The 25,014-nt window shown below is 40.4% G+C and carries 11 protein-coding genes; all 11 read right to left on the bottom strand.

All coding sequences use genetic code 11. The features are described from left to right. Positions 1-27: 27 nt before the first annotated feature. The 11 genes from ACULLH_RS01270 to ACULLH_RS01220 are packed head-to-tail and all read right to left on the bottom strand — an operon-like array spanning position 28 to position 24,981. Positions 28-690, bottom strand: a complete 663-nt coding sequence (locus tag ACULLH_RS01270) for an ABC transporter ATP-binding protein (protein WP_454086911.1) — start codon at positions 688-690, stop codon at positions 28-30. Positions 691-709: 19 nt separating this feature from the next. After that, entirely contained in the window at positions 710-3,094 is a 2,385-nt protein-coding gene (locus tag ACULLH_RS01265) for an ABC transporter permease (protein ID WP_454086910.1), read from the bottom strand. 35 nt (positions 3,095-3,129) lie between these two features. Continuing rightward, entirely contained in the window at positions 3,130-5,532 is a 2,403-nt protein-coding gene (locus tag ACULLH_RS01260; RefSeq protein ID WP_454086909.1) for an FtsX-like permease family protein, read from the bottom strand. A gap of 19 nt (positions 5,533-5,551) precedes the next feature. After that, entirely contained in the window at positions 5,552-7,954 is a 2,403-nt protein-coding gene (locus ACULLH_RS01255) for an ABC transporter permease (protein ID WP_454086908.1), read from the bottom strand. Positions 7,955-7,973: 19 nt separating this feature from the next. Further along, positions 7,974-10,385: an ABC transporter permease gene (locus ACULLH_RS01250; RefSeq protein WP_454086907.1), complete on the bottom strand. Its 2,412-nt coding sequence runs from the start codon at positions 10,383-10,385 to the stop codon at positions 7,974-7,976. Between the two features lie 19 nt (positions 10,386-10,404). Then, entirely contained in the window at positions 10,405-12,891 is a 2,487-nt protein-coding gene (locus ACULLH_RS01245; RefSeq protein ID WP_454086906.1) for an ABC transporter permease, read from the bottom strand. Positions 12,892-12,911: 20 nt separating this feature from the next. Then, complete coding sequence (locus ACULLH_RS01240; RefSeq protein WP_454086905.1) at positions 12,912-15,347, bottom strand: ABC transporter permease; 2,436 nt, start codon at positions 15,345-15,347, stop codon at positions 12,912-12,914. Between the two features lie 34 nt (positions 15,348-15,381). After that, positions 15,382-17,784 (bottom strand): ABC transporter permease, encoded by a 2,403-nt coding sequence (locus ACULLH_RS01235; RefSeq protein WP_454086904.1) that lies wholly within the window; start codon positions 17,782-17,784, stop codon positions 15,382-15,384. A 10-nt stretch (positions 17,785-17,794) separates the two neighbouring features. After that, the gene (locus ACULLH_RS01230) at positions 17,795-20,167 is read right to left on the bottom strand and encodes an FtsX-like permease family protein (protein WP_454086903.1); all 2,373 of its coding nucleotides are present in this window, start codon (positions 20,165-20,167) and stop codon (positions 17,795-17,797) included. Between the two features lie 21 nt (positions 20,168-20,188). Then, on the bottom strand, positions 20,189-22,573 hold the full coding sequence (locus ACULLH_RS01225) for an ABC transporter permease (protein WP_454086902.1): 2,385 nt from the start codon (positions 22,571-22,573) through the stop codon (positions 20,189-20,191). A gap of 23 nt (positions 22,574-22,596) precedes the next feature. Continuing rightward, positions 22,597-24,981 (bottom strand): ABC transporter permease, encoded by a 2,385-nt coding sequence (locus tag ACULLH_RS01220; RefSeq protein ID WP_454086901.1) that lies wholly within the window; start codon positions 24,979-24,981, stop codon positions 22,597-22,599. Between the last annotated feature and the right edge of the window lie 33 nt (positions 24,982-25,014).

Here is a 25,014-nt window from a genome sequence, read left to right as displayed (position 1 = left end):
AGCCACCCAGAGAAGAGATATCACCTTTTAAATCATTCTTCCATCCAATAAATTAATAACTCTGGAACCGTAAGCGGCATTCTTTTCGGAATGTGTCACCTGTATTATGGTAACCCCCTCATCATTGAGCTTTTTGAACAGTTCCATGATTTCTTCCCCTTGGGCAGAATTGAGATTTCCAGTAGGCTCATCGGCCAGGATCAACTTTGGATTGGAAATCAATGCCCGAGCTATACCTACAAGTTGTTGTTGCCCTCCACTGAGTTGAGCAGGAAAAAGGTCTTTCTTGCCCACAATATTGAATCTATCCAACATGTCCGCGACCATTGCTTTCCTTTCTGCCCCTTTATATTTTTTATACAGAAGCGGCATTTCCAAGTTTTCCTTTACGGTCAGTTCGTCCAATAGATGGTAGGATTGAAAAACAAACCCAATATATTCTTTGTATAGGTTGGCCCGATGCTTTTCCTTTAAGGAATGCACGGATTCGTCCAAAAAGTGGTATTCCCCCTCATCAAATCCATCCAACATTCCGATGACATTCAATAAGGTGGACTTTCCGGACCCAGAAGGACCCATCACCGAAATAAACTCACCTTCTTCAACAGATAGATTGATATCTTTCAACAAAAAAATACGCTGGCCTCCCGAGTTGACCCATTTAAAAATATTGTTTAATTGTAGTAGCATTTATCAAATTTTATAGTTTTTATTCTTCCTTTAAATTATGGGCTGGATTGGCAAAAACAAGCCCTATTGTCTGTGCTCCCACAGCCATGCAAACAAGAGTCAACAAGATAAGAAGTGGTGTTGCAAAAAAGTACCAATTTAGATCAAATCGATAGGCGAACCCCTGCAGCCATTGATTTCCGAGATAGTAGGAAACAGGTATCGCGATTGAAAATCCAATCAAAACAGGAATACTGAATCCTTGGTATAGTTTCCAAGCCAAACGAGAGGCGTTAGCTCCAAGAACCTTGCGAATCGACATTTCTTTTCTTCTCCTTTCGCACCAAAAATTGGCATAAGCTATCAGTCCCAGTATCCCAATACAGATAGAAATTAGGGTAAATACGTTTATGATGGTTGCAAACTGCTGATCTTTGAGATATTGTGCTTGAAAATTATCATCAACAAAGTAATGGTTGAAAGGAATATTTGGATATAACGCTGTCCATTTGGTCCGGATGGACGCTAAGGTTTCCTTGATGTTGGATTCCGAAATTTGAAAGCTTATTTTCATAAACTGTTCCGGCCAAATCTTCAGGGACAACAAACCTATGTTTTCATGTAGGGATAAATAATTAAAATCCTTCACAACACCGATAACTTCTCCATTGCCGCCCCACTGTTCAAAAGTGGCCCCAAGAATATCATTGGGATCTGCATAACCGAAGGCTTTCACCGCAGATTCGTTTAAAATAAGCGCTGTGTTATTGTCAGCAGGACCTTCCCTAAATTCTCGACCAGCTATTAATTGTAAACCATAATCTTTTATAAAATCATGGTCTATAAGATTAAGGCTTATTTCACCACTGTTTGTTCTTCCGTTGACACCCTTAATTTGGGTAGACACCCCATTGGGAACCTGGCCAGGAACATGAGAACTAAAAGTTACACCCTCTACTCCTGGAATTTTGCCAAATTCTTGTTTCAAGGATTCATAGGAAGTCCCAATTTCACCGTTTGGCCCATATTCCAATACCAGTTTTTGGGAGGTATCCATACCCAAATCCTGATTTTCCATATAATTTAGTTGGTAATAGATCAGTAAAGAACCTACTACCAAAATGCTTGTGATAGAAAATTGAAAGACGAGCAATGAAGTTCTGGTATTGATGTACTGTGATTGTTTTCCTCCTGGTTTTGGTAAATAGATTGCCCGGATTTTTGCAAAAAGAACTGCTGGATATATGCCCCCCAACATTGACAGCATTACAGGAACCAAAGGTAGACCGATCAGTACCAATGGATTCGATAATAGGGATAGATCTATTGTTGACCCCAAGAATTGTTCAAATGACGTAAATGAAATCAATATTATAAGGATGGATACTAATGTCGCGATTGAAGTCAACAAAATGGACTCAACAAAAAACTGTCTGAAGACATCCTTCTTTGAAGCGCCCAAGGTTTTACGAACAGAAACGGTTTTGCCCTGTGTTGAAACTTCTGCCGTGGTGAGATTGATAAAATTGAATATGGCCAAAAGAAAGATCATTAAACCCACCCCGATTAAGATATAGAGATTGGACAATTTACCCTTGGTTCCAAGCTCCCCAAGTTTAGCCGAACTTAAATGAAGCCCTTTCAGCAGTTCGATGGAAAGAAAGTACTGATCATTGGTATTGCTCGGTTCCAGATATTGTGGGACTTGTCCTAATTGATTAGCAACAATCGATGGATCTGTGTTATCATTAAGTAGTAAATAGGTGTTCATCGGGAACCATCCCCAATTTTCGGCAGCTTCAGGTCTTTCCTTTAAAAAGGTGTCCATGGAAATCAAAAAATCGAACTGCAAATGCGAGTTTGAGGGGACGTTTTCCACTATCCCTGATACAGTATAGGGGTTGCCATCGTAGAGCAAGATTTCATTAAGGGGGTTTTTTGAACCAAAGTATTTTGCGGCACTTTCTTCGGTAAGTATTATTTTATCAGGACCCGTGAGAGCCGTTTCGGCATTGCCAGCCAAAAAACCAAAACTAAAAACTTCAAAAAAACTGGAGTCCGTATAGTAAATATTCTCGCTTTCCGAAAACAGATGGTTACCATATCTTATGGAGTGGCTCCCATGTTCCTTGTTGATCCGAACATAATCTTTGACCTGTGGAGATTCAGATTTTATATAAGGCCCAATTGGGATTGCTGTTAGTCCCAGATCAAGGTTACCGGTAGGGGATTGTATTTTGGTATTTACCTTTACAATGTTTCTCGCATTCCCATGAAAGTCCTCAAAGCTAAATTCATAATGAACATAGATAGCGATGTAAAATACAGAGACGATACCTAGAACCAAACTGAATAATTTGGTATAGGAGCTTCTTTTTTTATTCCACAATTTTCTGCGGGCCAGTTTGATTTCGTTAAACAACATATGCATTCGTTTTTGATTGATTTGTAGTATTGAATTTATTCCGTCCTCAAACTCTTAACCGGATTAGCCTTTGCGGCCCTTATGGCCTGAAAACTCACTGTGACCACTGTGACCAATAGGGCACCCATCATGGCCAAAGCAAAGATCCACCATTCAAGGATTACCCGATAGGGGTACTCTTGAAGCCAGCCATTCATCACATAATACGCAATAGGGACAGCAATAAAACAGGAGAAAGTGACCAACTTTAAGAAATCTTTGGAAAGCATATTCCATACATTGAATACCGAAGCACCAAGTACTTTTCTAACGCCAATTTCCTTGGTACGTTGTTCTGCAACAAAGGAAGTCAGGCCGAATAACCCAAGACAACTTATCAAAATGGCCAATGCGGTAAAAATTCCGGAAAGAGTTCCGATGCGTTCTTCGGCAGCGAACTTTTGACCATATTCTTCGTCAATAAAGTCGTACTGAAACGGAATATTGGGAAACTGTTCTTTGAAAGTTCTTTCTATGATGGCAAGATTTTGACTGGAACTTTGTTTTGGGTTCAATCGTAGATTGTAGTATGAAGCATTTCCAAATTTATCAAAGGCGTATACAGCCTGCTTTACAGGTTCATAGGGTGATTGTACTATAATATCCTGTACCACCCCAATAATCTTTAAAGGAGGTCTTGGGTCTTCCGTATCTGTGTCTAACAAGAATTTACCAATTGGATCTGTTAAACCCATGTACTTGACCGCCGTTTCATTTAGTAGCACAGCATTGGAGTCTGTTGCCATTTCGCGTGAAAAATCTCTCCCTTGTACGATTTTGAGATTGAGTGATTTGGCATATTCTGGAGAAACCTGTGTCCATGCAAAATCTTCCTGAAAACCTTCGGGCTTTCCTTCCCATTTAAATCCACTCCAGTTAGACCATACCGATGTAGTTGGACTACTTGAAGAGGAAACTGCCACAGCGGCTCCTGAATTTATAAACATGTCCCGCATTAATTCGAATTTCCCTTCAAAATCCTGGCTCATCACAGGAATCTGTACCAGACCCTCTTTGTCATACCCTACAGGTCTGTTCTTGGCATGGTTTATTTGCTGCATTACAATTACAGTTCCGATGATAAATGCCACTGAGACCGTGAATTGAAAAACGACGAGAACCTTTCTTGGTGTGGCAGCGTGCTTACCTGCTTTAAATGTACCTTTGAGCACCTCAACAGGATTGAAGGAGGACAAATACATTGCCGGATAACTCCCTGCCAACAATGCGGTAAACAAAATGAACAAAATTGAAGCCCCCCAGAAGAAAGGCTTGTCCCAGGGAAAAGAAATTTCTTTTCGGGCGAGCTCATTAAACCCGTTAAGCGAAAGTAAAACAATCAACATAGCAATGGCAAATGCGAAGAGTACCACCAAGAACGATTCACCTAAAAACTGATTGATCAACTGATTTCGTTGTGAGCCTATAGATTTTCGGATACCAACCTCCTTGGCACGTTTTTCAGAGCGGGCCGTGCTCAAGTTCATGAAGTTGATACAGGCCAAAAGCAATACGAAAGCTCCAATTATTCCAAAGAGCCAAACGTATTTTATTCTTCCGCCAGCCTGTTTCCCATTTTCAAAGCGGGAGCGTAAGTGCCAATCTTTCATTGGCAATAGGTGCAGTTGCGGGTTGTATTGTAAAAAGTCCTCACCGGCCTGATCTTTCTTTACATCTTTAATGGTAGCGACAACACTTTCCATTGAAGTGTTTTTGCCTATTTGAACAAACATTTGAAAGGAATTGTTGCCCCAATTGTCCTCTGCTTCCTTGATCCAATTTTGACCGGTAATATATTTAGCCCACGGCATTACATAGTGTAGCTCTTTAAAGGAGCTGTTGAATGGGATGTTTTCATAAACAGCGGTTACCATCATATCATACTGGCTGTTTACTTTGATTATCTTGCCTATTGGGTTTTCATTACCGAACAGGGTTTGGGCGGTTTCTTCTGAAAGCATAATGGAGTTTATTTCACGAAGTCCATCTTTTTCACCCTTAATAATTTTTAAACTCAACATTTCTGGAGCTTCACGTTGCATAAAATTCCCCCGTCTAGAGATACTGGTTTCGCCATACTTGAGGTATTGCGAGTTTTGCCAGGACGACATGACCAAATGCTCAAAATTATCCATATAGCCGTCCCTTAAAGCCTTTTCTAGTGGTCTTGGAATTGCAGGTCCCGTGCTTATTTGGCTGTTGAAGGTCTGGGATTGGAAAATCTGGGCAATCCTATCCTTGTTTTCAAAATAACTGTTATGGGTAAGCTCATCTTCCATCCAAAGGCCAATAATCAAGGTAACGGCCATTCCAAGAGCCAATCCGCCAACGTTGATTATTGTATAGGATTTGTTCTTTGTGAGATTCCGCCAAGCAATTTTGATATAGTTTTTTAACATGATTCTGTATTTGATTGATTTATTCGGTTCTAAGACTTTTTATTGGGTTGGCCAAAGATGCTTTTATAGACTGGATACTGCATGTAATTGTTGCTATTGCCAATGTGGCAAGGCCTCCGAACAAAAACATCCACAGTGAAAGTTGAATCCGATAACTAAAACCCTCTAACCACAGGTTCGAAAAATAATAAACCAAGGGAGCCGCAATGGCAAATGACAAACCTACAAGCTTAATGTATTCTTTAGAGAATAAGGAAACGTTTTGCAATAACGAAGCTCCCAATACTTTTCTAATGCCAATTTCCCGACTTTTCTTGGAAACCATAAAGGACATTAACCCTAAAAGCCCTAAACAACCTATTAAAATGGAAAGAAGTGAAAACACTCCAAAACCAGTGAGGATCATGTTTTCAATAGTATATTCTTTGGCGATTGCATCATTTAGAAATTGATGGGTATAAATGTCATCAGAAAATGTTTCCTCCCACCTGGTTTTAATGATTGATAATGATGAATAATCTATATCATTAAGCTTTATAAACGCATTATTTAGGTAATAAATCCAATTAACAAGAATACAAGGAGTAATATCGAATTGAAGCGAATTATTATGAAAGTCCTTCACAACCCCAACAATTGTTGCAGTTCCCTCATTTATCTGAATTCGCTGACCAACGGCTTCATTTGGGGTCCAGCCGTAGGACTTTACCAAGGTTTCATTTACTATAAACTCATCAAAAGCCTCTTTGTTTGATGTAAAATTTCGCCCAGCCAATAACTGCAAATCATAAAAATCAAGATACTCGGTATCTACAATTTTCATTTCTGCTTCCAACGACTCTTCCTGAGGTTGTTTTGGTAAGCGAAAGTTTGTTCCAAGCTGAAATCCATTTACGGCCATCGGTGGGCCAGAGCCAAAAGAAACGTCAGAAACTATTGCTTCAGCAAGCAACTTTTCTTTGAGTATGTTGGATTTTGGGTATTCTGCAGCTTTGGTAATGACAACCGTATTTCTGTGAAATCCAAGGTCATTGTTTTTAAAGTGACGCATTTGAAAAGCCAAAATAATTGCTGCTATTACAAACAACTGAACAACCACAAACTGAAATGTGACCAAGGATTTTCTTAAATTAACCTTATCGTTCTTTGCTCCTTCAAACTTATTTTTTAAAGCTTTAATAGGTTCAAAAGCGGATAGAAACAATGCTGGGTATACCGCCGCCAAAAGCATGGCTAATACAGTAGTCATTGTTATATAAATGAAATGTTCTGGTAGAAACCTCAACTGTAAATCGATAACCATCATATGGTTGTTCAACAATCTGAGCAGCGCCGTTATTGCAGCAATGGACATAAAGGAGGCGAGTAAGATAACAAGACTGTTTTCGAGAATGAATTGAAGAATTAGATGTCTTCTATTGCTTCCAACCACCTTCCTAATCCCAACCTCTTTTGACCTTGAATAGGCCTGTGCGGTAGCAAGGTTAACAAAATTGATTAAAGCTATCAGAAGAATAAATAGCGCTATAACGGTAGCTGTTGAAAGTATGGTTTTGGGAATAATGTAACCTCCAGGACTCGCTCCATAGAGTGTTTCATTGTGTACCTCTTTCAAAGGTTGTAGGTAATACGAAATGCGATCATTATCCTGAGGATTGAGGTATTTCTTTTTCCAGCCTGCAATTTTGGCTTCTAGACCCGCTTTGGAAGAAGAATTTTTCAAAACCACATAAGTTGTGCCCTGATAGTTTCCAGACCAGTTTGTCGAAAAATAAGAATTGTTGGCTTTGAAGAATTTGTAAGGGATCAACATATTGTATTGATGATCGGAATTTCCTTTTGGGGATTTTATTATCCCAGTGATCGTCATGGGGTCATTGTTCTGTAGATAAATGGTTTTACCCAGTACATTTTGATAGTTATTGGGACTCTGAAAATAACGTTTTACCAAACTTTCAGTGAGCACAACGGAATTTATTTCTTTTAGCGCTGTGCTTTCATTGCCAGCCAACCACACCAAATCAAAAGTTTTCGGATAATATTCATCCACGAACAAAACTTTGGGCTCCTCAAAAAGGTTCTCATTTCCCAGACCATCCTTCACCTTGAATACCCTGCTTTCTGGCCCGGAGATTTGTGTAACTAGGTTGATTTCTGGAAAATCATTCCTTAGCGCTTCAGCCAAGGGATAAGCAGTTGTATTCCAATAAAGGGTTTCATTGGGTAACTTATTGTGCTGTACAACCCGGAATGTTTGATCGGCATTTTTATGATAAGCATCAAAATTTGCCTCGTACTGAACAAAAATGAGGATGGTAACACAAACCGTTATTCCAAGAGTTAGTCCAAATACGTTGATAAAAGAACTTAACTTGTTCTTTACCAAATTCCGCCAGGCAATTTTGACATAGTTTTTTAACATGACTTCGTGTTTGGTTGATTTATTCGGTTCTAAGACTCTTTATTGGGTTGGCCATTGAGGCTTTTAAGGATTGAAAGCTTACCGTAAGCATGGCAATGAACATCAGTAAAAGGAATGGCCAAATGAAAAAACTCCAATGCATGGAAATACTGAAGGCATAGCCATCAAGCCAGTTGTTCGCCATGATCCAGGCCAATGGAATTGCGATTATAAACGAGATTATCAGCAAGGCTCCAAATTCAGTATAGAGCAGCTTCAGAATGTTGACCACAGAAGCTCCCAACACCTTCCGGATACCAATTTCTTTGGTTCTTTGCAATGTGGTAAAAGATGCGAGACCGAATAGGCCCAAGCAAGCCACCAATATGGCCAACAGAGTGAACAAGGTGAACACCTTGCCAAATTGTTTGTCCTGAACGTACTGTGCATTGAAATGATCGTCAAGGAAGAAATGTTCAAAAGTGTTCCCAGGGAAGAAAGTGTCCCATTCATTTTGAACCAGTGTTAATGTCTGGGCTACCTGTTCGGGTTTTACTTTCATGGAGAAATAGCCATATACGTCTGGAACCAAACAAAGGATAAGAGGCTCGTAAGCTTGGTGAAGGGACTGTTGATGAAAGTTTTCAATGACACCAACAATGATATATTGATTGCCCCAAAATTCAATTTCCTTTCCAATGGCTTCTTCTGGGTTGTCAAATCCCAATTGGCGGATACCTTTTCGGTTAAAGACAACAGTGCTCTTGTCTGCACCGAAATCCTTCGAAAAACTTCGGCCTGCAATAACTTTCGTATCAAACAAGTCCATAAAATCATGGTCTACCCGAATAAATCGATATTGCTTTTGTTCGCTGTCGCTTTGGGATACAAGTCGAATGCCCCCGGCGTTGATTCCACCATCCTGACCTGGAACCGTAGATGACACAGCTGCTTTTTCGATCAAAGGATATTGCAGCAGGGCCATTTTAAAAGATTCCTTTTGGTTTGAATAGGTTGAATCCGAAACTATTGGTGGTTTTATGACCAGGGTTTGATCAATATTGATTCCCAAGGATTGACCCCTCATATAATTGATTTGTTTGTAGACGATAAAAGATCCAATAAGCAAAAACAGGGATGCTGCGAACTGGAAGATTACTAATGATTTTCTCAAAACCTGCCCTTGATTTGCACTTGTAACGGTTCCTTTTAGGACTTCAACGGGTTTGAAACTTGATAGAACAAACGCTGGATATGACCCAGATAAAGTGATGCCAACAATAAAAATGGTAATCAAGCCAATCCAAAAATAGATTTCTGAAAATAAGGTATATGAAATATTTTGCCCGGAAAGTTGGTTAAAACCAGTCATTGAGATCACCATAAGTACAATGGCCAAAAGAAGAGCGATACCGTTAAACACGGCGGACTCGCAGAAGAATTGAATTATCAATTGTTTTCGCAAGGAGCCAATAGCCTTTCGCACTCCGACTTCTTTTGCCCTGTTCACTGCCCTAGCGGTTGCCAGATTGATATAATTGACCCACGCTATTACAATGATAAAAAGTGCAACCCCAAGGAGAAGATATACCATATCACCATTACCATTGGGTTCAGCTTCTTCCATATAGTTGGAATTTAGGTGGATGTCTGCAAGAGGCTGTAAATTATAGGTCACCGAAGCGTTGAACCTTTTTAAAAGTTCACCTGCCTGTGCCTCCACGATTGGATCAAACTTAGCTTCGACTGTTGCTGGGGACGCACCTTCTGAAAGTACCACATAAGTAAGGCATCCGTCCCAATCCCATTTGGTGTCCGGAGTATCATCCCCAATAACGTTTAAAAAGGTGGGATAGGAAGCAAGCATATTGGCTTTTAGATGCGTGTTTTGAGGCATGTCCTTAAAAACCCCGGTAATGCTATAGGTTCTTAAACCCGTTAGGGTCAAGGTTTGTCCAACCACATCTGTGGTGCCAAATATTTGCATGGCAGTGGACTCAGAAATTGCCGCGGTATTCGGACGATCTAAAATTGCGCTTGATTGTCCGGCAATAAGGTCATATGAAAAGATTTCGAAGAATGAAGTTTGCGTAAAATAGACCTTATCGATTTTTAGTGGATTGTTATCGACCTCTACAATGATATCGCCAGAAGGAATCACTTTTACGTAGTTTTCAATTTCCGGGATTTGCTCGGAAAAAGAATTTCCCACGGCATAGGCACCACCGGCCCATTGCGTTGAAAGCTTTCCGTTGTCATATCGATCTTGCTGTATTCTGTATATCTGATCTTTATTTACATGGAACTGATCATAGCTCAATTCGAAGACCACATATTGAAGAATCATAAAACAGGCGGTAATACCTATTGCCAATCCTCCAATATTTATAAATGAATAAATCTTGTTCTTTAGTAGGTTTCGCCAAGCAATTTTTATATGGTTCTTTATCATGACCCTTTGTTTTTATTGATTATTCTGTTCGAAGTGAATCTGCAGGATTGATTAATGCAGTTTTAAGGGATTGCGCTAAAATTGAAAGGGTTGCTATCACCAGGACGATCAATAATGGAACTAAAAACATCCATAACCCCATTTCAATCTTAAAGGCATAGTTTTCCAACCATTTTTTTGTGATAAAATAGATTATGGGAAGAGCAATTAGGCTGGAAATCAGCACCAAGCCCAACAACTTTTTGGGAATAATCACTAGCGCTTGACCCACCGAGGCTCCCAATACTTTTCGCACACTGATTTCCTTGATTTTTTGGATTGCCATATGTGACCCCATTCCAAATAAACCAAGAGCAGCAATAAAAATGGCCAAAATGGAAAAGAGTAAACAAATGGTGCCAAATTTCAGATCAGCTTGGTATTGTTGGTTGAAATATTCGTCAACAAAGAAATGGTTTAGCAAATCGTTGGGGAAGAAGTCCTTATATGTGGACTCTATGTCGAAAATCGCATCCTTTATATTGTTTCCCCCTAAAATATTTATGGTGATATAATCAGCATTGTAAAAATCAAAGTATAGGAAGACCATCGGTTGATACTCATTTTGAAGTGATTGTTGGTGATAGTCTTCAACCACTCCGATAATCTCGGCGTTTCTCTCTGTTCTTAGCTCAAAGATCATGCGTTTGCCAATGGCTTCTTCAGGACTGGAAAATCCCAAAACTCTGGCAGCAGACCTATTGATGAGAACTCTGCTGGTTTTGGAATTTTGTGCGTTGGCTTCATCGTTGTAGAAATTGGCATCTTCCCTTACATAATCGCGACCTGCTAGTAAGTCAATATCATAGGTTTTGATAAAATCATGATCTAAGGAAACATAGTACGCTCCTGAGGCCGTTTCTTTTCTATCTTGGGGTTTCCGAATCAAATTTGACCATGACACCGGTTTTCCTGGAATTTCATTGGACAGGGCCACACCTCCAATTTTTGGATTCTTCATGAGTTCCCTTTTAAAGGAAGTAATCTTACGCTGCATGGTTGAATCGGAATAAATGGGAGCTGTTACCACCAAGTTCTGATCTGCTTTAAATCCAAGATCCTGGTTTTGCATGTAAGAGAATTGGTTGTACACTATGAAAGTGCCGGCGATAAGTGCAATGGAAATGGAGAATTGAACCACAACAAGAGCTTTCCTCAAAGAATTTCCCTTGGAACTATAATGGAATTTCCCCTTTAAGACCTCAATGGGAACAAAATTGGATAGCACAAATGCGGGATAAAGGCCAGCTAAGATTCCTCCACCTAGAAATATTCCCAATATCGTGGCCCAGACCTCCCATTTTGCCCACATGGAAAAACTTAAAACATCGATACCTACCAAAGTATTAAAGGGGGACATCAATAGGCTTATAAGTAGAAATGCAAGGAGCATTGCCAAGAAATTGATTAAGAGGGATTCGTACAAAAATTGCTGTACCAAAGCTCTTTTGTTGGCCCCAACAACTTTTTTTAAGCCCACCTCCTTGGCTCTTTCCATAGATTTGGCTGTGGATAAATTAATGAAGTTTATTAGCGCAATTGCAATGATGAATCCCGCCACAATGAGCAAGAAATTTAACGTCCCTTTGCTATTGTTGGCTGAGATTTCCTTGCTGATGTTAGATGTGAGATGGATATCCGTTACGGGTTGTAGGTCAAAACTAGCCTCAAAACCATGTTCATTCATTATGTCACTAAGATAATTTTGGACAAAAGCTGGAAATTTGGATTGAACTAGCTGTGGATCGGAACCTGGCTTCAAACGCACATAATTGTAAAATTCAGGCCACACCCAACTATTGTCAAAATCCCCGCCTTTGGGAAAGGTTGCATAAGAAACTACTATTCCGAGGGGCAAGTGTGAGTTTTGCGGGAGATCATCGAATACACCGGTTATTTTTAATTCAAAACCGTTGTTTATTTTGATGATTTTCCCCATGGGGTCTTCATTTCCAAAAAAGCGGTTTGCGATCTCTTTTGTCAACACTATGGTATTGGGTTCTTCAAGTGCATTTGATGGATCACCATATAGCAGAGGAATATCGAACATGTCCAAAATGGCATTGTCTGCAAAACAAATATGGTCGTCGTTTGCATCGGACTTTATTACGTCCCCATTGGCATTGATATAGGAAAGGATTACGGATCCTCCGGTTACGATGGATTTATCAACAATTCTCGCATAGCTTTCCACTTCGGGAAAATCACGCTCCAAGGCAGGGCCCACAGCAGGATGGTTGGTGGCAGAAGTATAAAAACCCTTATCACCTAAGTTGGAGGTAAGGGTTACTCGATAAAGGTCATCACTATGGGGAATGAATTGATCATAACTTTTTTCAAAAGCTATATACCGGGCTAATAGCATGAAGGCTGTTATCCCGATAGACAACCCAAGAATATTGATGCCGGTAAAAAGTTTGTTCTTTAAAAAAAATCGGAAAGCAATTTTAATATGGTTTTTAAACATGATGCTTTCATTTTTATAGTTTATTCGGTTCTTAGACTTTTGACCGGATTCACCACTGCAGCTTTAATGCTTTGATAACTAACAGTAAAAATTGCAATGGTAACCGCCAATAAAGGAGCTATTACAAATACTTCCCAGCCGATTGTAATTCGGTAGGAGAAATCTTGGAGCCATTTGTCCATGGCAAACCACCCAATGGGCAATGCCACTAAAATGCCGACACCAACCAACCGAAGAAAATCTTGGGTCAACTTATAGGTGATTTGACCTACACTTGCACCGAGCACTTTTCGAACCCCGATTTCCTTGGTTCGCTTTTCCGCATTAAATGCAGCCAATCCAAATAATCCCAAACAAGCGATTAAGATAGAAAGTGAGGTAAAAATGAAAAATATATGGCTCAACCGTTGTTCGGCCTGATATGTTTTATTGAAGGAATCCTCCATAAAATAATAATCGAAAGGTTGGCCAGGAGCAAGTTTGCTCCATTCGGCCTCAATACCCGAGATGGCATTTTGAAAATCACCGGTGTTTAATTTGATGGCCATTGAGCCGGCAAATTTATCAAGGCCTAAGCTTAAGGCTTCAATATCATCTCGAAAGGGGGAAAAATGAAAATCCTTAACAACCCCGATTATAGTGTGAAATACGGGATTCTCCTCTCCAAGATCAGAAGTGTACCGTTTTCCAATGACCTCTTCCGGAGTCAATCCGATAGTGGCCACGGCGGATTCGTTGACAATGATGCTTGTGGAATCATTCTTAAATCGTTTGTCAAAATTTCTTCCGGCAATGATTTCAAATCCAAGTGTGGAGATGTAATCTTCATCGACACCCCACGTTTGCATGCTTACAGCTCTTTCTTGGGCAGTTAATCCATCTTCTGGTGCAAAGGTGCTGTCACTTCTTGATGAAGGGGTTGGAAAATAACTACTTAAAGTAACATTTTCAACATACCCCAATTTTTTGACCTCTTCCTTGAACGAGGCTCTTTTATCTCCAAGCGTATAGACATCATTTACGATAAGAACCTGCTCTTTGGAAAAGCCCAGGTCTTTATTCTGGATATATTTTAATTGTTGATAAACCACCAAGGTGCCGACAATGAGAAAAACGGAAATGGCAAATTGGAAAATGACCAAACCATTCCTGACTTTACCTCCACCCAAACTATTGCTATTGGATCCTTTAAGCACCTTAACGGGCATAAATTTCGACATGAAGAATGCGGGATAACTTCCAGAGAAAAGTCCTAGAAGCACACCTGAAGCAATCAAAACCAGCCAGAAAATAGGGCTGCTATAGGGCATGGCAATATCTTTGTTCGCTAGATCATTGAAAAATGGGAGGGCAATAATTGCAACAACAATTGCCACAATCAAGGCACCAAAAGAAACCAGCCCGGATTCCACCAAAAATTGACGGATAAGATCTGTTTTATTGGAACCCAATGTTTTTCGAACCCCAACTTCTTTTGCTCTTTTTAAGGAATATGCCGTGGATAGGTTCATAAAATTCACGCAGGCCAAAACAAGGAGAAACACCGCGATAAAACCTAGAATATAAATACTTTGGATGTTGTTGTTAGGGCTTATTTCTGCCACCCTATCAGAATTCAGGTGGATATCGGTAAGCGGAATGGTGCTGTAGATCAGATGGTTGCCAGCGGCCTTAAACTGCTCCTCAGTAATTCCGGGCATAAATTGTTGCACCCCTGGAATCACATACTTACCTAAAAAATCGCGCAAGGGTTGCTGAATATCTGCCACATTCGCAGCAGGAATCAATTTGATGAAGGTTTGATAGTTATTGCTTCCCCAGTTTACAACACGGGAATCCTCATAACCTGCCATTGCCATGAAAACCGTATGATCCCTTAAAAAGGAGTTTTTCGGCAAGTCTTCAATAACACCCGTTACCGTAAAAGTTTGGGTGTTGTTCAATAACAAAGTCTGGCCCACCGCATTGTTGATGTCAAAGTGTTTTTCAGCGGCGGTCTTGGTAAGAACCAGTGTGTTTGGGGATGATAGAGCAGTTTTTATATCGCCCACCAACAGTTTTATGCCAAACATCTTAAAAAAGGTAGAATCCACAAAGGTGGACTGTAACTCCTTTACATTGACTTCAGTTCCAGAGCGTTTTAAAAGCATACTGCCCCTGGTTCGGAACCTAGTGGTGAGTTCCACTTCTGATAGGTCATTTTCAATGGCTTCCGCTATGGGGGCCGGGCTAACTGCAAATTTTCGATCTTCCCCACCAAACTTAATGTCGGCATTTATCCTATGTATCCGATCCGCATCGGCAAACATGGTGTCGTAGCTCAACTCATCAATAATATAAAGTGAGATAAGAAGGCCACCTGCTATGCCTATGGCCAGCCCGAAAATGTTAAGAAATGTAAAGAAGGGCTGTTTTTTAAGACTGCGCCAAGCTATTTTAATATGGTTCTTTAACATGATGTTCGTTTTTTAATTTGATGATAATTTAATTTCATTCTGTCCTCAGACTTTTTACAGGATTAACAAGGGCTGCTTTTACGGCTCTAAACCCAATGGTAAAAAATGTAATGAGTAGGGCCAACGTTCCAGCGAGGGCAAAAACCCACCATTGAATCTCTATTCGGTAGGCAAAATCCTTCAGCCATTGATGCATGGCATACCACGAAAAGGGGATGGCAATAAACAGGGCCAACCCCACCAACTTGATAAAGTCCTTGGACATTAAGGTTATGATATTGGTAACCTCTGCACCCAAAACTTTTCGTATACCAATTTCCTTGGTACGTTGCAGTGCACTATAGGTGACCAAGCCAAAGAGGCCTAGACAAGCAATGAATATGGCGAGAAACGAGAAAAAAGTAAACAACTTTCTAAACCGTACATCGGCTTTGTACTGTTCATTAAAGGAAGCGTTTAAAAAGCTGTATAGAAATGGACGATGGGGCGCAAGATCTGCCCATTTTTGGCGAATCTCCGAAATAGTGGTATAGTAGTCGTCTGAACGGAGTTTCAGTGAAAAAAACTGTCCGTATGGGACTTGACGTAATGTCAAAGGTGCAATTTCTTGGTGGAGTGACAAATAGTTAAAATCCTTGACCACACCAATGATGGTACCCTGTCTTCCCCATTGATCAAACTTTTTGCCAATAATTTCATTGGGGTCGGTATATCCGAAATTCTTTACGGCGGCTTCGTTGACAATTAGCGAAGAAACGCTATCGGTTGGAAAATCTCTAGAAAAAGCCCTTCCTGCAACCATTTCTATTTCATAATGTGGAATAAAATCGTTGTCCACCTCATAGATATATGGACTGAAATTTTTCATACGTCCGGAAGCTAATTCTATTGTGGTTCCTGCGGCAGGGAAATGACTTCCAGGGACTGTTCTTGACATAGAAACAGAGGAGACATTGGGCATTGCCCTGAATTCATTTTTTATGGTCTCCATATTTGCAATGACCTCTTGATCCCAGTTAAAATCAAGCACCAATTGTTGTTCTTTGTCAAAGCCCATGTCCTTATTGAACATGTATCCAAGCTGATTATATACAATTATGGTGCTCGCAATCAAGGCGATGGAAAGACTAAATTGAAAAATGACCAGTCCCTTTCTTAAGTTGGCTCCTTGAGGTGATTTTTTATATGTTCCTCTTAAGATGCTAATCGGCTTAAAACCTGAAAGGACTAGTGCTGGATAACTGCCAGAAAAAATGGCGGTCAACAAAGCAGTACCAAAAAAGAATAGGAGCAATTGCAGATTAATGACGTCTTCAGCATTAAAACTTAATCCTGTAAGGTTCGACATTGATGGTAAAGCCAAGAAAACCAATAGTAAGCCTACAATGGATGATAGGAACACCAAGACCAACGATTCTCCAAAGAACTGGTAGATGAGACCTGTTCTATCGGCTCCAATGACCTTTCTTACACCTACTTCCTTAGCTCTTTCCAATGATCGAGCCGTTGAAAGATTCATGAAATTAATGCAGGCAATCACTAAAATGAATAGGCCTATGATGGCAAAGATGTAGATGTTGGCAAGGCTCCCGGTTACTCCGGGCTGTCGATCGGCTTTTGAATGTAAGTATATATCGCTTAAGGATTCCAGTGAGATGTTATAGTAGTATTCATCGTTGGAAACAACGTCAAGATGTTTTTCCAAAAACCCTGGAATTTTTGATTCGAATGCTTTTTCGTCAAAATTATTGGAGACCAATACATAAGTATAAAAATCAACATAGCCCCACATATCAAATATCTCCGAGCGCGATTGATAGAAACTTCCCATGGACATCAATACATCAAATGAAAAATGAGAGTTTTCAGGAACATCTTTCATGACTCCTGTTACCGTATAGATGCCGTCATTGGCTCTTCCACCCACACCTTCAATGGTCTTTCCCAAGGGGTTTTGATTGCCAAAGTACTTCTTGGCGGTAGTTTCAGTAAGCACAATGGAATAGGGAGCCTCCAAAGCTGTTGCCGCATCACCAGAGATCAAAGGCCAACTAAATAATGTAAGGGCTGTAGCATCGGCATAAAAACAATCGTTCTCTTGGAAGGCATTCTCCCCATATTTTAATAGGATTGCCGAACGACCGGAGAATTGGGCTTTTTCAACAACTTCCGGAAAATCGGTTTTTAAAGCTGGTCCTACAGGGGCATTGCCCCATACCCAGTCACTGGACGGATCATCTGGATTGCTGTGGTGCAATACCCTATAAATTTGGTTGCCCTTTTCATGGTAGTTGTCATAGGAGAGCTCCTTGATGATATAAAGGGTAATGAGTAAAAAACAGCTCAAACCAATGGCCAAACCACCGATATTGATTATCGAATACACCTTGTTTTTGATGATATTCCGCCAAGCTATTTTAATATAGTTCTTTAACATGATGTTTCTGTTATTCGGTTCTTAAGCTGTTTACAGGGTTGGCCATGGCAGACTTTACAGCTTGGAATCCAATGGTGATCAGGGTGACAAAAAGGGTCAAGGTCCCGGCCAATCCGAAAGCCCAAACAGGGATATTTATGCGATAAGCAAAATCGCTAAGCCATTCGTCCATAAAATAATAAGCCAATGGAGATGCGATTACTATGGCAAGCGCTATCAACTTTAAAAAATCCTTCGAGATCAAAAATGTAATGTTGTTGATGCTGGCTCCCAACACTTTTCGGATACCGATTTCCTTGGTGCGCTGTTTGGCCACGAAAGTGGCTAAACCAAAGAGACCCAAACAGGACAACAGAATTGAAATCAACGCAAAATAACGGGCCAGCGTTCCGGTCAAGATTTCCGTTCTATAGTTTGCGGCATATTCTTCATCAAGGAAATCGTAATGCAAAGGCGTATCTGGCAATACTTTTTCAAAAACTGTCTGAACTGAAGTCAAGCCCTCCTCTGTCTTGCTTCCATCCAATTTAATCATCAACTCTCCGGCATTATTAGGCTCCAATAAAAAGATGGTAGGCTGTATCGGCTCGTACAATGATCTGTTATGAAAGTCTTTGAGCACTCCCATGACTTGACGCTGAGCCCCCCATAATTGTATCGTTTTTCCAATTGGATTCTCTCCCAAGTGCATTAAATCTGCAGCTGTTTGATTGATGACCAGATTCAAGGTGTCCTGCGAAGCTTCTCTGTAGTAGTCGCCATCCTGGAGAGGAATGTCAAATGTGGTTGGGAAATTATGTGCGGTCCATAAAAGTGCAAATTCAATATTTTCCTGTTCTTGGGTTTTCCCTGGCCAACTTACCCCGCTACTCGATGCAGGTGTTGCCAAAGGCGAGGGGCCGACCAAAGTGACATCCTCGATACCCGTTGAGGCGATCAGCTCATTCTTTAAGGCTTGGTATTTTTCGGTAATTACTTGATCCTGGTGTATGGTTATGATATGATTTTTTGCAATGCCCAAATCTTTGTGGTTGACATAATCTATTTGGTTTTGAATGACCAAAGCCGAAATAATCAAGAGGATGGACAATGAAAATTGCAGCACAACCAGCCCCTTTCGTAAAGAGACGGTGTTCTTTTGCTCCTTGCCAACTCCTTTTAAAGCTTCAATCGGTCTGAATGAGGAGATAATCATTGAAGGATATGCTCCCGACAAAAGTGTGGTGAAAGCAAACACCCCAAAAATGATAAGCCATAATTGCGGGGTGGCAAAATCCATGGCCAACTGTTTTCCAGTTAAGGTATTTACCGAGGGCAATAACAAAGCGGAAATTGTCAAACCAATAATAAAGGCCAAAGAGGTAATGATTGAGGTCTCTATAAAAAATTGACCCACGAGCGTGTTCTTCTTAGCACCAACAACTTTACGGACGCCTATTTCACCAGATCTTTTAGTGGCATAGGCGGTGGAAAGATTGATAAAGTTGATGCAGGAAATAACCAATAGAAAGATGGCGGCCAAGGCAAAAATCCGAACATATTCAATACGTCCACCAGCCACTTGCGCCTGTTCATCGAAGCGATTATAAAGGTAATTTTCGGAAAATTTTTGTATCAAAATACCCTCCTTAAATTCCCCAGAAATGTTTTCTTGAAAAAGCATCTCGATTTTTTTTGCCATCGCTTCCGAATCTGCATCCTTCCGCAGTAAAAAGGCTCCCTGCATGCCATTGTTGCCCCATTCGAGCATCCAATCATTCTGGCTTAAATGACGTTGGAAACCATAATAAAAATCGTTTTGAATCGAAGACTGCGTTGGAAAATCTTTGTAGACTGCTTCGACTGCAAAATCACCATTGTCATAAATATGGACTGGACTTCCCAAGGCTTTTTGCGGCCATTCATCACCCCAAAACCGTTTAGCAAGTCGCTCCGAGATTGCTATGGCCTCTGGTTTTTCATCTAGTGCATTGATATCGCCAACAAGCACAGGATAGGAGAAAGATTTGAAAAAGGCCGCGTTGGTGAAGGCCCCTGGAGCCCTAAAGTCCGTGTTTTCAATTCGAAGATTGTCCTCGAATGTGGCTCCAATGGTAATATATTCCTCAACCTCAGGAAACGTTTCTTTGGATGCTTTGAGCAAGGGATAAGAGATGCCACTATAAACGTCAAGAACTCCCTCTTCCAACGGAATGGTTCGTTTTACCAAAAAAAGTTGACTATCCTTTTCATGGAATTTGTTCACTCCGTACTCGTCAAAAACCCAAAGCAACATCAAAAAGGAAACGGCAATCGCTATAGACAATCCAATAGTATTTATGGACAAATACACCCTGTTCTTGAGTAAGTTTCTCCAAGCGGTTTTTAGATAATTCTTAAACATGACTGTTGTTTTTTGATTGATTTATTCTGTCCTTAAGCTTTTAACGGGACTTGTAACGGCTACTTTTAATGTTTGATAACTGATGGTCAGTAGCGTTATGACCATAATGGAAACTATGGCCAGAACGAATACCCACCAATGGATTTCTGTTCTATAGGTATAACCTTGGAGCCATTGCTCCATGAGGTACCATGCAATTGGAGTTGCAAGCACTCCTGCAATCAATATCAGTTTGAAAAAATCGGCAGTGAACAAAGCCAGGATGTTGGTGACGTTGCTTCCCAACACTTTTCGAATCCCAATTTCTTTGGTGCGTAGTCCAACAAAGAACAAGATCAAACCGTACAATCCGAGACAGCCAATCAATATGGCCAATCCTGAGAAGACTTTCGATAAGGAAAGATACCGTTGCTCAGTTTCATATTGTTCTGCTACCCTATCATCCAAAAAGTGATACTCGAATACGTAATTGGAAAAAGTATCGGTCCATACCTGTTCAATTTGATCCAGGGTGGTTTTGGTGTTGTTCATATTTATTTTAAAAGCCAGCTCGTTATACCAATTGTTGTTTGCACCAATGAAAACTGGATTTATTGCTTGAGTAAAATCAGTATCATGAAAGTCTTTTACCACACCCACTATGGTAGCTTTTACACTGCCGCCGCTTGCTTCAATATTCTTTCCGAGTAGCTCTTGTGGATCAGCCAAGCCAAGTTTTTCGGCAAATCTTTCGTTGACCAAGACCTCGGAAAGGGAATCGTGTTTAAAGAAGTTTCTGCCGGCAACCAAGGCGATGTCAAATGTGCTGATGTAATCAATGTCCCCAGCTTTTATTTGAATATTGAATTCCTCTTCTTCCGGTTTGTTGTGAAATTTTACCCCGGTGCCCCATCTGCTCACCGATCCACCTGGACTGCTCAGACAAGCAGTAGTGCTTTGAACTCCCGGTATTTGATTAAATCGATTTTTTAGCGCTTGGAGCTGAACAGATTCTATATCATCAGGAATATCTACCATGACTATGGACTCTTTGTTGAATCCGAGATTTGTATTTACCGCATAATCTATCTGCCTTGATATGATCAGGGTTGCAGCTATAAGAGTAATGGAAATTGCAAATTGGGCCACAACAAGCACTTTTCTTGTGGTATTGCCCCCAGTGTCATTATGACTCAGTTTTCCCTTAAGGGCCAATACAGGAACAATACGTGACATTAGAATGCCTGGGTAGCTTCCTGAAAGAAAAGATACCAAGCCCAAAACCAATAGTAGGAATCCAAAAAATCGGATGCTCAATAAATCTTTGGTCGATAATTCAATTTGAAAAAGCTCGTTGAATGAAGGAAGGAAGAGAACGGCAAGTCCGACCCCAATAAGGATGGCGAAAAGACTAATCACAAAGGTTTCTGATAGAAATTGCCAGAACAAATGCTGTTTGAAGCTTCCCAATACTTTGCGCATCCCAATTTCTTTGGACCTATAAAAAGCTTGCGCCGTGGAAATATTGATAAAATTGATGCAGGCAACAACAATTAAGAAAAGTCCAATAATACCAAACACCCACAATAGCACAGGGTCCAACCCTCCATAAAGTGGATCAAAGTGCATAGTGTTCAGGGGTTGTAATTTATAAACATGTCTATTCTTACTTTTTGCCCTATGTTTTTTGGGAAGTTCTAAAAGCGCGGTTTCAATGTGAGCAATATTTTGGTTTGGTTTTAGTAATGCGAAAGTTTGAAGGTTGCTGGTAATTCCGTTCCAGCTCTCAGTGGCGGCGAATGCAAAAAAGTCTTCTAAATTTTTAAAGGCAACGAACACCTCGGTCTTCAGGAACGTGGTTTTTGGAAGATTCTTTAATACCCCGGTAATTCGAATTGTTTTGTCGTTCTCAAGAACAAAGTTTTCTCCTACCACGTCGGTTTTGCCATACATCTTTTGTGCAAGGTCCTCTGTAATTATTGCAGTATTTGGCTCGGAAAGGGAAACTTCATTGCTTCCATTTAGTAGTGGAAAATTGAAGATTTGGAAAAAATCCTCTTCCACAAAAGCTACATTTTGTTTGAACTTATCGACCTCTCCATTCCTTTTGGAGTGAAGTACAAAACCATGTTGGGTGGCAATTTTGGCAACTTTTTCTGCGTATTGATAGTCTTCCCTAAAAGTTTTGGCAAATGCCGGAGGAACACTGGGTTCGTATTCGACCAAATCCCTGTGCTCCTCGGTGGCCATTCGATAAATTCGATCAGAATTTGCATGGAAATTATCAAAAGAGAGATGATAGCTCAAGAACAAATAGATTAAAACACTGCTTCCAAACCCAATGGCCAATCCCAAAATGTTTATGCCCGTGAACACCTTCCTTTTTATTAGGTTTCTCCAAGCGATTCTGATATAGTTCCTAAACATGATTGTTCGTTTTTTGATGTGTTTTATTCAGTTCTGAGACTTTTTACCGGATTAGCGGTTGCGGCTTTGATGGTCTGATAGCTAATGGTTATTAATGTGATTGCCATGGTTGCCAAAATGGCCATGACAAAGGTTCCCCAATGAATTTCAACTCTATACGTATAGCCCTGCAGCCATCGTTCCATGAAATACCATGCGATGGGAGCGGCGAGCAATCCAGCTATTAAAACCAGTTTAAAAAAGTCAAGGGTGAACAGGGCCAAAATATTGGATATACCACTGCCCAACACTTTACGAATGCCGATTTCTTTGGTTCGCTGACCTACAAAAAATAGAATCAGTCCGTACAATCCCAAACAGCCAATTAAAATGGCAAGAGCGGAAAATATCTTGGACATTGACAGGTAGCGCTGCTCGGTTTCATATTGCTGTGCAACTCTTTTGTCCAAGAAATGGTATTCATAGAGATAACCTGAAAAAGCTTTGGACCAGACGGCTTCGATTTGATTCAGCGTTGAAGCTACATTTTGTGAATTTATTTTTAGTGCAATTTCATTATATGAAACAGGTCTTTGCACAATAAAGGCAGGGCTTATTTCTTCTTTGAAATTGGCATTGTGAAAATTTTCGACCACGCCAACAATGGTTCCTTTTACATACCCTCCATTGGCTTCGAATTTTTTGCCAATCATTTCTTCAGGTTCGAAAATGCCCAATTTTTCACCAAACTTTCTGTTGACTAGCACTTCTGAAATGGAGTCACTTTCAAAATAATTTCTTCCGGCCAGCAAATCAATGTCAAAAACATCCAGATAGTTGATATCACCCATTTTGTAATTAATGGTGAACTCTTCATAAGCGGCATTGTTATGGTACTTGGCTCCTGTACTCCAATCGCTTTTTGCCGCGCCAGGACTACTCAAACAAGCTGAAACTTGTTCTACTCCAGCTATTCTGCCGAATTGTTCCTTTAGGGATTTGATTTTTACAGGCTCCACCACTGTAGGGATGCCAACCATGACAATGGACTGCGTATTAAATCCCAAATCGGAATTTACAGCGTGATCCATTTGTTTGGAAATAATTACAGTAGCTGCAATAAGCGCTATGGAAATGGCAAATTGGGTGACTACCAATACTTTTCTGGTGGTTGTTCCTCCCGTGTCTTTTTGACTTAGCTTCCCTTTTAAGGCAAGTACGGGGACAATTCTGGACATAAGAAGTCCGGGATAGCTGCCAGAAAGGAAAGACACTAATACCAATATCACCAAAAGGAATCCAAAGACTTCGGGAGCAAGCAAATTGTCCAAGGTCAATTCCAACTGAAAAAGTTCGTTGAACTGAGCGAGGGACATCGCCGCGAAGGAAACGCCCAAAAGCATGGCAAAGAGCCCTATGATAAAGGTTTCGGCCAAAAACTGCCAAAACAAATGTCGCCTAAAACTTCCCAGCACCTTTCGAACCCCAATTTCTCTTGACCGGGTAAACGCCTGGGCAGTGGAAATGTTTATGAAATTGATACTTGCTATAATTATTAAAAACAATCCTATGATTCCAAAGACCCATAGCAGCACGGGATCCATTCCCCAATAATTAGGATTAAAATGGATGTTTGAGAGCGGTTGTAATTTGTAAACGTGCTTGTTAGTAAAACCAGAACGATGTTTTTCTGGCAGTTCCAGCAACGCCTCTTCTATGTCTGCAATGTTTTGATTTGGTTTTAGAAGCACTAGGCACTGTAAATCTGAAGTAATCCCGTTCCAAGTTTCCAAGGCCGCATAATCTTCAAGGGGGATTAAGGTTTTGAAAGAAATGAACAAACCTTTGTTTACCATAGAAGTTTTTGGGAGGTCTTTAAGTACACCTATGACCTCTATAGTCTCCCGGTTATCCAGCACAAAAGTTTTCCCCAAGGGATCGTCATCACCAAACAATTTTTTTGAAGTAGTTTCACTTACATAAGCGGTGTTGGGCTCTTCCAATGTTCGTGTTCCCATGGAATTAACCAAGGGGAAATCCATAATATTAAAGAAACCCGGTTCTGCAAAAACGGCATCTTCCTTCAGTTGGACCATTTGTCTCCCGCGGTCAATGGTAAGCAGATTGCCTTCCCATGTGGTAATTTTGGCTACTTTTTCGGCGTAATCGTAATTGTTGCGAAATTCTTTGGCGAAAGCTGGCGGAACAGATGGTTCATAGTCTATGATATCCGTGTGCTCTTCAGTTACCACCCGATAAATCCGATCTGCATTTTTGTGGAAATTGTCAAATGACAGATGATAGTTTAAGAACAAGTAAATGAGAACACTGCTCCCAAAACCAATAGCCAGTCCTAAAATGTTTATGGCGGAGAAGACCTTACGCTTGGTAAGGTTTCTCCAGGCAATTTTAAAATGGTTTCTAAGCATGAGTCCTCGTTTTTGATTGTGATGATTGATGAA

Source organism: Flagellimonas sp. 2504JD4-2 (genome assembly GCF_053642935.1).
The sequence above is the reverse complement of the archived record's forward strand: the minus strand, read 5'-3'. Positions and strand labels throughout refer to the sequence as shown.